We start from the raw sequence: 13,639 nt of genomic DNA, 5'->3' as shown, positions 1-13,639 counted from the left end.
ATCTCGTGTTCCATAATTTGCTATGGAGACCTGGGGCGACCACTATGTTCAGACAACCCATCGAGTCACCTGCTCCGCCGTCTCACCGGAATTTCCGCCGCGGCGATCACTTCGGCACGCCGGAGATGCCCAGCGCCTCGACGTAACGCTCGCCGAACACCTTGTCCTGCCATGGGTTGATCTGTCTCTGCAGGGTGAGCGTGTAGGTCGGGAACGCCTCCATCAGCCGCCGCGCCGCCGCCCGCGCCTCCTCCAGCCGGTTGAGTTTGACCAGCGCCATAATCACCACCCGGTGCGAGGAGCCGTAGTTCGGCATCTCCTGCAGCGCGCGTTCTCCCCATGCCAGCGCTTCCTCGTAGCGCTCGAGCATCAGGTAGCTCATCCCGATGCCCGAGAGCGCGATGCCCTTCTCGGGGTCGACCGGGCTCAGCCGCATTGCCCTGTGAAAGTGCTCGATCGCGACGAGCGGGCGGCCGGAATGTGCGTTGACCCAACCGCAGCTCGTATGGCCCTGCGCCGAATTGGGATTGAGCAGCAGGGATCGTTCGATCGTGGCCAGCGCCATCTCGTAGTCCTTCGCGCTGTAGGCGATCACCTGCGCGGCGAAGCGCAGGCTCGTGGGGTCGTCGCGCGCTTCCGCCAGTACCTCGCGCGCCATGCGCGTGGCGACCCGGGTATCCTCGGGCTCGTGCCAGCACTGGCTCACGGATATGCTGCGGATATAGGCGCCGAGTGCCTTCGCCAAGTTGAAGCCGGGGTCGATGCTAAGCGCCTCGTTGGTGAGCCGACGCACGTCGGCAAAGCCTTCGCGCGTCATGCTGTAGAAGCGCGGCAGCGCGCGAAGGTAGAGGTCGTAGGCGCTCATGTAGTCGGTCGGCTTCATGCGCGCCTGCTTGATTTCCTCCAGCCGGATGCTCGGCTCGACAGCGCCGACGACGCTCTCGGTCACCTTGTCCTGCAGGTCGAAGATGTCGCACATATCGCCCTCGAAGCGGTCGGCCCAGACATGGTGTCCGCTGATCGCGTCCACCAACTGCCCACTGATACGCACCCGCGATCCTGCCCTGCGGATGCTGCCTTCGAGCACGTAGCGGACGCCCAGCTCGCGCCCGACCTGGCGCAGGTCCACCGCCCGGCCCTTGTAGGTGAAGGACGAGTTGCGGGCGATCACGAAGAAGGAGTTCACTCGGCTCAATCCCGTGATGATGTCCTCCACCAGCCCGTCGGCGAAGTATTCCTGATCGGGGTCGCCGCTCATGTTGGTGAAAGGCAGAACCGCGATCGAGGGTTTCTCGGGCAGGGGAGGCGGGGCAGCGCTGGCGTCGGACTCGACGCGGTAGGCGCGCACGGGCCGCTCGATGTTCTTGAGGCGCAGCTCGCCGAGCGGCGTGAAGCCGCAGTCGAGCTTGCCCTGAAGGTGGTCGTAGGCGGTGCCCGAGACGACAACGGTGCCGGGATCGGCGACGCTTTCGAGGCGGGCGGCGATGTTGACCCCGTCGCCGTAGAGGTCGCCGTCCTCCTCGCAAACCACGTCGCCGAGATTGACGCCGATGCGGAAGCGAATCCTCTCTTCCTCGGGGGTCTCCGCCTCGCGTTCTGCCAGGGTCCGCTGGATCGCCATCGCCGAGGTCACCGCGTTGACGACGCTCGCGAATTCGCACAGCATGCCGTCGCCGGTGAGCTTGACGATCCGACCCTGATGCTCGGAGACCAGCGGTTCGAGGAGGTCCTTGCGGTAGATCTTCAGCCGCTCGAGCGTGCAGCGCTCGTCGCGCTCCATCAGGCGCGAATAACCGACCACGTCGCAAGCCAGGATCGCAGCGAGGTGGCGCCGCACGGTCATCGCACCGCTCGGCCAAGCGCCTGCACGCGTGCCGCTCCGCGTCCATGTCCCGCCAACTTCCAGACGCGCCACGCGCATGGTATCCATCTCTCCCAGTCTCCGCCCGTCGCCGATGTGGAACGGAAAACGCAGCTCGACCTTGCCTTCACGACATTTCGCCATCCCGCTTGCGACGCAGCACCCCCAGCAGGCCGGGGATATTTCCTGACCTGTGTAACCGGCTGACGCCACCGTGGCGGTGCTTTTGTATCGGGCATCACACCCGACGTTCGCACTTGGAGACTTGGCTTTGCCATCTCACCGGAATTTAACCGCATTGGTGCAGCATGGCCTACGCTGTTAATATGCGTTGATTCAAACCTTTTTCATACGGTTGCCCATCCATGAGCCAGAGATCCTGCCTGTCTGTCATCCTTGCCGCCGGCGAAGGCACCCGCATGAAAAGCGCGATGCCCAAGGTGCTGCATGCCATTGCCGGCCTGCCGATGGTGGCTCACGTCGTGAAAGCCGCTGAGGGTGCCGGTGCGACCGGCGTGGCGCTCGTGATCGGCCACGGCGCAGACGAGATGCGCAAGGCGGTGCAGAAATTTGCGCCAAAGGCGGAGACTTTCGTGCAGGACAAGCGGCTCGGCACCGCGCATGCGGTCCTCGCGGCGCGTGAAGCAATATCAAAGGGTTACGACGATATTCTCGTGATGTTCGGCGACACGCCGCTAATCGATGCGCAGGCGCTGGCCGCAGCGCGGCAGAAGCTGGCTGAGGGTGCCGCCGTCGCGGTCATCGGCTTCCGTCCGCCAAGCCCGGCCGGCTACGGCCGGTTGATCGAAAAAGGCGGTCATCTCATTGCCATCCGCGAGGAGAAGGACTGCTCGGAGGAAGAGAAAAAGATCGGCTTCTGCAATGCCGGCATGATGGCGGTGGCGGGCAAGCATGCGCTGCGGCTGCTCGACAAGGTCGGCAACAAGAACGCCAAGGGCGAATTCTACCTCACCGACATCGTCGAGATCGCCGGCGCGGAAGGGCTCGACGTAGTGGCAACGGAAGCGAGTTTCGAAAGCGCGCTCGGCATCAACAACCGGGCCGAGCTCGCCGAGGCGGAAGCGATTTGGCAGGCGCGCCGTCGGCGCGAGGCGATGCTGTCCGGAGTTACGCTGATCGCGCCCGAAACCGTCTATTTCTCGCACGACACCGAGATCGGCGCCGATACGCTCGTCGAGCCGAATGTCTGGTTCGGGCCGGGTGTGAAGATCGCGTCAGGCGCCAAGATTCACGCCTTCAGCCACATCGAGGGCGCAACGATCGCCTCAAATTGCGATGTCGGGCCGTTCGCCCGGCTGCGGCCGGGCGCGGACCTTCGAAACAAGGCAAAGGTCGGCAATTTCTGCGAGGTCAAGCAGGCGACGATCGAAGAGGGCGCCAAGGTCAATCACCTGACCTACATCGGCGATGCGCGCGTGGGTGCCGCTGCCAATATCGGCGCCGGCACCATCACCTGCAATTATGATGGCTACTCGAAATTCTTCACCGATATCGGCGAGGGCGTCTTTGTCGGCTCGAATTCCTCGCTGGTGGCGCCGGTCTCGATCGGCAAGGGCGGGTACATCGCTTCCGGCAGCGTGATCACTGAAAGCGTGCCCGACGATGCGCTGGCCTTCGGCCGCGCGCGCCAGAAGACGATTCCCGGCAAGGGGAAGGAATTGCGCGAACGCTTCGCCTCGGCCGCCGCGGCGCGGAAGAAGGCAGCGGCGGAATAGCGTTTCAGGTGGTGCTTTCGGTGATTTTGCCGAAAGCAGCCGTTACCACGATCTCGCCGACGATTGCCTTGTTGAACTGAGGCAGGTCTTCAGCGGGTATCCAATACTCGAGATGCGCTCTGCTGCCGGCATGCTCGACGCGGTAGCCGTCGAGGAAGCTTTTCAGGACCTCAAACCGCGTGACGAAACCGGAACCGCTCGCCTGCACGTTCCAGTCGCGGGCGATCTGGACAGCATAGGCTTGAGTGAGCACCGGATAGAAATCGGCTGATCGGGCAGGCGCGGCGGAAATTCGCGCATGCCCAAAGCCTTGATCAGCGTCAGCAAGGCCCCAAGGAGCGTTCGCCATACGGGCCTTTGCCAACTGTGGCGTGGCGTTTGTCGTTCGAACGATGACATGCTCCGGCCACAAATGTTTACATGGTGATGAACGCCGCCAAACCGTCTAAGCGACAAGACAAGGCGTTTGCGGTAACCGGATGCAAGGGCGTTCTGAGAATGTCCAATGGTACAAAAACCGTTCCCGGTGACATGGAACGAAACGCAAAGTGACTTTTACGGCAGGCCGGCAATCCATAGATAGCGCTGGGTTTTCTGCTGGGAATCGGGGGCAATCGCCATGTGCGGTATCGTTGGAATCGTTGGCCGAAGCCAAGTCGCGCCGCTCATCGTCGATGCGCTGAAGCGGCTTGAATATCGCGGCTACGACTCGGCCGGCGTCGCCACCATCGAAAGGGGCGAGCTCGGCCGCCGCCGCGCCGAGGGCAAGCTGGTCAATCTCGAACGCCGGCTGAAGGACGAGCCGCTGGACGGCACGATCGGCATCGGCCACACACGCTGGGCGACACATGGCGTGCCGAACGAGACCAATGCGCATCCGCATTTTTCCGAAGGCGTCGCCATTGTCCACAACGGCATTATCGAGAATTTCGCCGAGCTGCGCGACGAACTCACCCGCGACGGCTACTCTTTCTCTTCGCAGACCGACACCGAGGTCGTCGCGCATCTGGTGGCGCGCGAGCTCGCCAAGGGGCTGAAGCCGGTGGAAGCCGCGCATGCGGCGCTGAAGCGGCTTTCCGGCGCCTTTGCCCTGGCAATCATGTTCAAGGGCGACGAGGACCTGATCGTCGGCGCCCGCAACGGACCGCCTTTGGCCGTCGGCCATGGCGAGGGCGAGATGTTTTTGGGCTCCGACGCCATTGCGCTGGCGCCTTTCACCAATGCGGTCACCTATCTCGAAGACGGCGACTGGGCGGTCGTGCGTCGCGAAAGCGTGACCATCTACGACATCGACGGCAGACAAGTCGACCGCAAGCGCCAGCAGTCACTGTCGACCAGCTTCATGGTCGACAAGGGAAACCGCCGCCATTTCATGGAAAAGGAAATCCATGAGCAGCCGGAGGTGATCTCGCACACGCTGGCGCATTACTTGGATTTCGCATCGGGGGTGTCGAAGCCGCTCGACCTGCCTTTCGACTTCGCCAAGATCGGCCGCCTGGCGCTTTCGGCCTGCGGCACCGCCTATCTCGCCGGGCTGATCAGCAAATACTGGTTCGAGCGCTATGCGCGGCTGCCGATCGACATCGATGTCGCCTCCGAGTTCCGCTATCGCGAGATGCCGCTTTCGGCCAATGACGCGGCGTTCTTCATCTCGCAGTCGGGCGAGACCGCCGACACGCTTGCTTCGCTGCGCTATTGCCGCAAGGCCGGCATGAAAATCGGCGCTGTCGTCAATGTGCGGGAATCGACCATGGCGCGCGAATCCGACGTCGTGCTGCCGACGCTGGCCGGGCCGGAGATCGGCGTCGCCTCGACCAAGGCTTTTACCTGCCAGCTATCCGTCTTGGCTGCGCTCGCGGTCCGCGCGGGCGTGGCGCGCGGCACGATCTCGCGCGATGAGGAAAAGCAGCTGGTGCGCGAGCTTTCCGAGGCGCCGCGCTACGCCACCCGGGTGCTGAAGCTTGACGAGCAGATCGAGCGCATCTCGCGCGAGCTGTCGCGCTACAAGGACGTGCTCTATCTCGGCCGCGACACCAATTTTCCGCTGGCCATGGAAGGCGCGCTGAAGCTCAAGGAAATCTCCTACATCCACGCCGAAGGCTATGCCGGCGGCGAGCTGAAGCACGGGCCGATCGCGCTGATCGACGAGAACATGCCGGTGATCGTCATTGCGCCGCATGACCGCATCTTCGAAAAGACCGTCTCGAACATGCAGGAAGTGGCGGCGCGTGGCGGCAAGATCATCCTGATCACCGACAAGAAGGGCGCGGCGCAGGCCGGCATCAAGACGATGGAGACGATCATCCTGCCCGAAGTGCCGGAGATCATCTCGCCGATCATCTACGCGCTGCCGATCCAGATGCTGGCCTATTTCACCGCCGTCTTCATGGGCACCGACGTCGACCAGCCGCGCAATCTGGCGAAGTCGGTGACAGTGGAGTAGCACCGTCACTACCGCCGGATTGTGGATTGCGTCATGGGTTCCTCGGTTAGTGACAGTACTTCGAAGTGCGACGGCCAACAGCCTTCTTTCGTCATCCACGGGCGGAGCAGGAGCGAAGCTCCTGCGCAGACCCGAGGATCCATTCCGTGACGTTTGCGGCGGATCAAAGCGGTGCAGAATTAGGCACTACCACCCGATACCCCGGAACAGCTCGAACCACTCGGGATTGGCCTTTTCGATCAGTTCGATCTTCCACTGGCGAGGCCAGCGTTTCAGCGACTTTTCACGCTGGATCGCATCGCGGATGTCGAAATACTCCTCGTACCAGACCAGGCGTTGTACGCCGTAGCGCCCGGTAAAGCGCGAGCCTTCGCCGGACCTGTGCTCCGGCATCCGCCGGCCAAGATCGTTCGTCACACCAGTGTAGATGGTGCCGCGCTTCTTGCTTGCTGTCATATAGACATAGCCGGTCATGCGTGAACGATAACGAATTGATGGTTAGGGACTATTCTGACGGGTGGCATTTTTTGGCCGGCGTCACGGAATGGATCCTCGGGTCTGCGCGTCCGCTTCGCTCCCGCTCCGCCCGTGGATGACGAGGGAGGAGTGTTGCGGCCAATCGCGAACGGAGCAGCTTCCATTTGGAATGCTGAAAGCCGGTTGATGGAGGGCACCCTTAAAAACTTCGCAGTTCCAAACCGGCTCGCGGTTCACTAATCTCAGCGTTGCAACCTGCGCCGCGGTGAACTCATGTCCGACGCCCTGAAGACCTCTGGCATGACCCGGCTAAGGAATTATTTCCTGACCGGCTTCATCGTCTGCGCGCCGCTGGCCATCACGGTCTATATCGCCTGGTCGCTGATCGGCTGGGTCGATTCCTGGGTAAAACCCTATATCCCAGCCCGCTACAACCCCGATACCTATCTGCCGTTCCCGGTTCCGGGCTTCGGGCTGATCGTGGCGCTGGTGCTGATCACGCTGATCGGTTTCCTGACGGCGAACATCGTCGGCCGCGCCATTGTCAATTTCGGCGAGCGGCTGCTTGGCCGCATGCCGCTGGTGCGTGGCATCTATGGCTCGCTGAAGCAGATTTTCGAGACGGTGCTGTCGAACAAGGGCGACATGTTCCGCCAGGTCGGGTTGGTCGAATATCCGAGAAAGGGCGTCTGGTCGCTGGTCTTCGTCGCCAGCGACAAGGAAACCGAGATCAACCAGAAGCTCGATCAGGAAGGCGATCCGCTGATTGCGGTGTTCATGCCCTGCACGCCCAATCCAACCACTGGTTTCCTGATGTATGTCCACAAGTCCGAGATCGTGCCGCTCGACATGTCGATCGAGGACGGCGCCAAGCTGATCGTCTCGGCCGGCATGGTGGCGCCGGAGGTCAAGGCCAAGCTGGTGACGCTGAACGGCGAGCCCGTCGACGACGGCCTCGCCAACCCGGCGATTGGCGCCGCTCAGCCGGCGCGCAGCAGCCGCACCGCCTCATCGCGGCCGAACAGATAAAGCAGCAGCCGCAGCGCCCCGCCGCGTTCGGACTGCAATTCCGGGTCGCGCGACAGGATCAGGCGTGCGTCGTCGCGCGCGGCTTCGAGCAGATCGGCATGGAACTCGAGGCGCGCCACCTGGAAGCCTGGTGTGCCGGACTGGCGGGTGCCCAGCAACTCACCTTCGCCGCGCAGTTTCAGGTCCTCCTCGGCGATCTTGAAGCCGTCCTCTGTCTCGCGCATCACCGAGAGCCGGCGTTTGGCCGTCTCGCCCAGCGGCTCCTTGTAGAGCAGGACGCAGGAGGAGGGCTTGTCGCCGCGCCCGACCCGGCCGCGCAACTGGTGCAACTGGGCAAGGCCGAAGCGTTCGGCATGCTCGATCACCATGATCGTGGCGTCGGGCACGTCGACGCCGACCTCGATCACGGTGGTGGCGATGAGGATGCGCGTTTCGCCCTGCTTGAAGGCGCGCATCGCCTCGTCTTTCTCCGCACCCTTCATGCGACCGTGCACGAGACCGATCCGGTCGCCGAAGAGCGGTTTCAGCGAAGCAAAACGGTCCTCCGCCGACATCAGCTTGATCTCTTCGGATTCCTCGACCAGCGGGCAGATCCAGTAGATTTTCTGGCCATCGGCGACGGCATCAAGCATGCGTCCGACCAACTCATCCAACCGCTCCATCGGCAAGGTGACGGTGCGGATCGGCTGCCGGCCGGCCGGCTTCTCGGTCAGTTTCGAGACGTCCATGTCGCCGAAGGCGGTCAGCACGAGCGTGCGCGGAATGGGCGTCGCCGTCATCACCAGCATGTCGGGCGCATCGCCCTTGGCGGTGATGGCGAGGCGCTGATGAACGCCGAAGCGGTGCTGCTCGTCGACGACGGCAAGCACCAAGTCGTGAAACGTCACGCTTTCCTGGAACAGCGCATGCGTGCCGACGACGATGTCGATTTCGCCGCCGGCAAGACCGGCAAGCGTCTCGGCCCGCTCGCGGCCCTTCTCGCGCCCGGTCAGGATAGCGAGGCGCAGGCCGACCTTTTCCGCCAGCGGCGCGATCGTCGCCAGATGCTGGCGCGCCAGGATCTCGGTCGGCGCCATCAGCGCCGCCTGGCCGCCGGCCTCGACCGCGCGCGCCATGGCGAGCAGCGCCACCACCGTCTTGCCTGAGCCGACATCGCCCTGCAGCAGGCGCAGCATGCGTTCGGGATCGGCGAGATCGGCGTTGATCTCGCCAAGCGCGAATTCCTGGCTGGGCGTGAGCCTGTAGGGCAGGGCGGCGCGCAGCTTCTCGACGATGCTGCCGTCGCCGGTAAGCGGCCGGCCCGAGAGCCGGCGAATTCTCGCTCGCACCAGCGCCAGCGAAACCTGGCCGGCCAGCAATTCGTCATAGGCAAGGCGTCGCCAGGCCGATCCCTCGACGGCAACGTCGATCGGATCCTTCGGATAATGGATGCGGGCGAGCGCGTCGCCGAAGGACGGGAATGTATGGCGGCGCATGAAGGCGTCGTCCTGCCACTCCGGCAATTCTGGCAGGCGGCCAAGAGCCTGTCCGACGGCGCGGCGCAGCACCTTTGCCGAGAGGCCGGCGGTGAGCGGATAGACCGGCTCGACCAACGGTAGGCCCTCGGCCTCGTCGATCGGCGCGATGTGATCGGGATGGACCATCGTCGGGCGGCCGTTGAACCACTCCATGCGGCCCGAGATCACCACACGCTCGCCCTCGGGAAGCATTTTCTGCAAATAGGCGGCATGGGCATGGAAGAAGGTCAGCGCGACCTCGCCGGTGTCGTCATGGGCGTAAACCCTGTACGGCACCGACCTGTTGCCGCGCGGCGGCGGCTGGTGGCGGTCGACGCGCACCTCGAGCGTGACGATCTGGCCCTCGGCCGACAGCGCGATGCCGGGCCGGTTGCGGCGGTCGATGACGGTGTTGGGCAGCACGAACAGAAGGTCGGCCGCGCGCGCAGCGCGATCGCCGAGGTCGGCCGGCACGACACGCTCGATCAGCAATCCGACCTTCGGGCCGACGCCGGCAAGCGAAGTGATCGGAACGAACAAGGGATCGAGGATGGTGGGACGCATGGTGTCAGCTTATGTCGCGACGAGGGCAGCGCAAAGGCTGACACCGCTCTCTATCCACGCTATATGCGCCGCTTGGACAGGGATGCGGCGCCATGACCGGAACACAGCGATCAAGCGAGGGGTTGGACGCGCGCCGCCGCAAGCTCCTGTTCCGCTCCTGGCATCGCGGCATGCGCGAGATGGACCTGATCCTCGGTTCCTTCGCCGACGCCGAGATCGGCGCCTTGACCGGCGATGAAATCGACCAATATGAGAGACTTCTCGAAATTCCCGACACCGAATTTTTCCCGATGGTCACCGGCGAGCGCCCGGTTCCGCCCGATATCGACTGCGCGGTTCTGCGGAAGATCCTGGCGTCGCGCCGGACCATGACATTTTGAAAAACGCATATCCATGACCCTCATTCCTTCCATTGGCCTGCCCAAGGGCCGCGCCGGCCAGTTCATCGTCGACGGCGTCGCCGACGGCTACGAAGCTTTCGCCCTGGTGCGGACGGCGCAGGAGATCGCGCCCGACAAGCCGCTGCTGTTCGTCGCGCGCGACGGCCAGCGGCTGCCGGCGATCATCGAGGCGCTCGCCTTTGCCGCGCCCGGCCTACCGGTGCTGGAGCTGCCGGCCTGGGACTGCCTGCCTTACGACCGCGTTTCGCCCGGCGCAGATGCCGCGGCGCGTCGGCTCGACGCGCTTTCGGCCATGATCGCGCTGGCCAAGAAACCGCATCGCGCGGTGATCCTCACCACCGCCAATGCGTTGCTGCAGCGCATCCCGCCGGCCGAGCTGATCGAAGCTCAGACGTTCCATGCCAAGCCGGGAAACCAGATCGACATGAACGCGCTGATCGCGCGGCTGGAAACCTCCGGCTTCGAGCGCGTGCCGACCGTTCGCGGGCTTGGTGAATTCGCGGTGCGCGGCGGCATCCTCGACCTTTTCGCGCCCGGCTGGAGCGAGGCGCTCAGGCTCGACTTCTTCGGCGACACGCTGGAATCGATCCGCGTCTTCGACGTCGCGACGCAGCGCACCACCGGGCAGCGCAAGTCGATGTCGCTGCAAGCGATGAGCGAGGTGGCGCTGACACCGGAAACGATCAGCCGCTTTCGCCGCTCCTATATCGAGGCCTTTGGCGCGCCGTCGCGCGATGACGCGCTCTACGCTGCGGTCAGCGAAGGCCGCCGCTTCGCCGGCATGGAGCACTGGCTGCCGTTCTTCTACGAGCGGCTGGCGACCGTGTTCGACTATCTGCCGGATGCGCCCGTCGTGTTCGACCATCTGGCACATGAGGCCTTGGCCGAGCGCCACACGCTGATCCTCGACCACTATGAGGCACGCCGGAAGCAGGCCGACAGCGCGCTCAAGGATGCCGTCCCTTACAAGCCGGTGGCGCCGGATCTGCTGTATCTCTCGCCCGAAAACCTCAAGGCGTCGCTCGGACCGCGCGAGGACATAGACTTCACCGTCTTCGACGCCCCCGACGTCGGTGGCAAAAAAGTCTTCCATGGCGGCTCGCGGCAAGGCCGCAGCTTTGCCGAGGAGCGCGCCGATCCCAACATCAACGTCTTCGACGTTGTCGTGAAGCACATTGCCGATGAGCGCGCGGCGCGTCGCCGCGTCGTCGTCGCCGGCTGGACCGAAGGCTCGCTCGACCGGCTCGGGCAAATTCTCGCGGAGCACCATCTCAGGAATCTGAAACCTGTCGCGACGCTGGCCGAGGTCGAAAAGCTAGAGCCGGGGCAGGCGGGCCTTGCCGTGCTGCCGCTCGAATCCGGCTTTGAGACCGACGATCTGGTCGTCGTCGCCGAGCAGGACATCCTCGGCGACAGGCTCATTCGGCGTTCCAAGCGCAAGAAGAAGGCCTCCGATTTCATAGCCGAAGCCTCGTCGCTGTCGGCAGGCGACATCGTCGTCCATGCCGACCATGGCATAGGCCGCTTCATCGGCTTGCGCACCATCGAAGCGCTCGGCGCGCCGCATGACTGTCTCGAAATCCACTACGCCGGCGACGATCGCCTGTTCCTGCCGGTGGAAAACATCGAGCTTCTGTCGCGCTATGGCTCGGATTCGGCCGAAGCGACGCTCGACAAGCTGGGCGGCGGCGCCTGGCAGGCGCGCAAGGCACGGCTGAAGCGGCGCCTGCTCGACATGGCCGGGCAATTGATCCGCATCGCCGCCGAGCGGCAGATGCGCGCCGCGCCCTCCATGATCCCGGCGGAAGGGCTTTATGGCGAGTTCGCCGCGCGTTTCCCCTATGAGGAGACCGACGACCAGCAGACGGCGATCGATTCCGTCCTGGACGATCTCGGCGCCGGCAAACCGATGGACCGGCTGATCTGCGGCGACGTCGGCTTCGGCAAGACGGAAGTTGCGTTGCGCGCCGCCTTCATCGCGGCCATGGAAGGGTTCCAGGTCGCGGTCGTGGTGCCGACGACGTTGTTGTCGCGGCAGCACTTCAAAACCTTCTCGCAGCGCTTTTCGGGCCTGCCGATCCGCATTGCGCAGGCGTCGCGCCTGGTTGGTTCAAAAGAATTGGCGGAGACCAAGAAGGGCATCGCCGAAGGCACGGTCGACATCGTCGTCGGCACGCACGCGCTGCTCGGCAGCTCGATCTCGTTCAAGCGCCTCGGCCTGCTGATCATCGACGAGGAGCAGCATTTCGGCGTCAAGCACAAGGAGCGGCTGAAGGATCTCAAGTCCGACGTGCATGTGCTGACGCTGTCGGCGACGCCGATCCCGCGCACGCTGCAACTGGCGCTGACCGGCGTTCGCGAGCTCTCGCTGATCGCCACGCCGCCGGTCGACCGCATGGCGGTGCGCACCTTCATCTCACCCTTCGATCCGCTGGTCATCCGCGAGACACTGCTGCGCGAACGCTATCGCGGCGGCCATTCCTTCTATGTCGTGCCGCGTATTAGCGACCTGGCCGAAATCCATGATTTCCTGAGGGAATCCGTGCCGGAGCTGAAAGTGGCGGTGGCGCATGGCCAGATGCCGCCGGGCGAGCTCGACGACATCATGAACGCTTTCTACGACGGTCAGTATGACGTGCTACTGTCGACGACCATCGTCGAATCCGGGCTCGATATCCCGACCGCAAACACGCTGATCATCCATCGCGCCGACATGTTCGGCCTCGCGCAGCTTTATCAGTTGCGCGGCCGCGTCGGCCGTTCGAAGGTGCGCGCCTATGCGCTGTTCACGCTGCCGGCGAACCGCAAGCTCACCGATACGGCCGAGCGCAGGCTGAAGGTGCTGCAATCGCTCGACACGCTCGGCGCAGGGTTCCAGCTCGCCAGCCACGACCTCGACATCCGTGGCGCCGGCAATCTTCTGGGCGAAGAGCAGTCCGGCCATATCAAGGAGGTCGGCTTCGAGCTCTACCAGCAGATGCTGGAAGAGGCGGTGGCCGAGGTGAAGGATACCGGCGAGGCGCAGGACGGCGGCTGGTCGCCGCAGATCGCCGTCGGCACCGCGGTGATGATCCCGGAAAGCTATGTGCCCGACCTGCAGCTCCGCATGGCGCTCTACCGACGCCTTGGCGACCTCGAAACCACCGAGGAGATCGACGGCTTCGGCGCCGAGCTGATCGACCGTTTCGGGCCTTTGCCGGAAGAGGTGACGCACCTGTTGAAGATCGTCTTCATCAAGGCGCTCTGCCGCAGGGCCAATGTCGAGAAGCTCGATGCCGGGCCCAAGGGCGTCGTCATTCATTTCCGCAAGCGCGAGTTCCCCAATCCGGTCGGGCTGGTCAAGTTCATCGGCGAGCAGGGATCGCTGGCCAAGATCAGGGCCGACCATAGCGTCGTTTTCATCCGCGACTGGCCGAACGCGGAGAAGCGGCTCGCCGGCTCGGCCGTGGTGATGACGCAACTGGCGCGGCTCGTCGATAAGGCCGCGTAACGGCGTCTACATTGGAAGCCGAGCAGCTCAACGCATTCGCCACCACTGAAAAACCCGGCTAGAATAGGCAGTCGGCTTCGTGTAAGGAGCCGCGACCTCGTATCGAGGCTGGAATGGCGGGCAAGCACGCTCGCCGGTTTAT

At 64.1% G+C, this 13,639-nt stretch carries 9 protein-coding genes; 5 read left to right on the top strand and 4 right to left on the bottom strand.

The window, feature by feature from the left end; all coding sequences use genetic code 11:
* Positions 1–106: 106 nt before the first annotated feature.
* Positions 107–1,930, bottom strand: coding sequence for an adenylate/guanylate cyclase domain-containing protein (locus LB552_RS02130; protein WP_224601576.1), 1,824 nt, complete (start codon positions 1,928–1,930; stop codon positions 107–109).
* A gap of 296 nt (positions 1,931–2,226) precedes the next feature.
* Between LB552_RS02130 and glmU the strand changes: the two genes are divergently transcribed.
* The gene (gene glmU, locus LB552_RS02125; protein WP_224601574.1) at positions 2,227–3,597 is read left to right on the top strand and encodes a bifunctional UDP-N-acetylglucosamine diphosphorylase/glucosamine-1-phosphate N-acetyltransferase GlmU; all 1,371 of its coding nucleotides are present in this window, start codon (positions 2,227–2,229) and stop codon (positions 3,595–3,597) included.
* 4 nt (positions 3,598–3,601) lie between these two features.
* Here glmU and LB552_RS02120 read toward each other — a convergent pair whose 3' ends face one another.
* Positions 3,602–3,961: an ADP-ribosylation/crystallin J1 gene (locus LB552_RS02120; RefSeq protein ID WP_411965360.1), complete on the bottom strand. Its 360-nt coding sequence runs from the start codon at positions 3,959–3,961 to the stop codon at positions 3,602–3,604.
* Positions 3,962–4,216: 255 nt separating this feature from the next.
* On the opposite strand from LB552_RS02120, the gene glmS reads away from it, so the two are divergent.
* The gene (gene glmS, locus LB552_RS02115) at positions 4,217–6,040 is read left to right on the top strand and encodes a glutamine--fructose-6-phosphate transaminase (isomerizing) (protein ID WP_095765116.1); all 1,824 of its coding nucleotides are present in this window, start codon (positions 4,217–4,219) and stop codon (positions 6,038–6,040) included.
* Between the two features lie 186 nt (positions 6,041–6,226).
* Here glmS and LB552_RS02110 read toward each other — a convergent pair whose 3' ends face one another.
* Entirely contained in the window at positions 6,227–6,514 is a 288-nt protein-coding gene (locus tag LB552_RS02110) for a GIY-YIG nuclease family protein (RefSeq protein WP_224601572.1), read from the bottom strand.
* Positions 6,515–6,790: 276 nt separating this feature from the next.
* Between LB552_RS02110 and LB552_RS02105 the strand changes: the two genes are divergently transcribed.
* Positions 6,791–7,546, top strand: coding sequence for a DUF502 domain-containing protein (locus tag LB552_RS02105; protein ID WP_224601570.1), 756 nt, complete (start codon positions 6,791–6,793; stop codon positions 7,544–7,546).
* On the opposite strand, the gene recG is transcribed toward LB552_RS02105, so the two are convergent.
* Positions 7,498–9,606 (bottom strand): ATP-dependent DNA helicase RecG, encoded by a 2,109-nt coding sequence (gene recG, locus LB552_RS02100; protein WP_224601568.1) that lies wholly within the window; start codon positions 9,604–9,606, stop codon positions 7,498–7,500. The two genes, LB552_RS02105 and recG, sit on opposite strands and share 49 nt — an antisense overlap.
* A gap of 92 nt (positions 9,607–9,698) precedes the next feature.
* On the opposite strand from recG, the gene LB552_RS02095 reads away from it, so the two are divergent.
* On the top strand, positions 9,699–9,986 hold the full coding sequence (locus LB552_RS02095; RefSeq protein WP_201410317.1) for a succinate dehydrogenase assembly factor 2: 288 nt from the start codon (positions 9,699–9,701) through the stop codon (positions 9,984–9,986).
* A gap of 13 nt (positions 9,987–9,999) precedes the next feature.
* A complete protein-coding gene (gene mfd / locus LB552_RS02090) occupies positions 10,000–13,497 on the top strand; it encodes a transcription-repair coupling factor (RefSeq protein WP_224601566.1) in 3,498 nt (1,165 codons plus the stop codon).
* Positions 13,498–13,639 lie beyond the last annotated feature (142 nt).

Origin of the sequence: Mesorhizobium sp. CA7 (assembly GCF_020165015.1) — a bacterium.
In the GTDB taxonomy this organism is placed as follows: domain Bacteria; phylum Pseudomonadota; class Alphaproteobacteria; order Rhizobiales; family Rhizobiaceae; genus Mesorhizobium.
The sequence above is the reverse complement of the archived record's forward strand: the minus strand, read 5'-3'. Positions and strand labels throughout refer to the sequence as shown.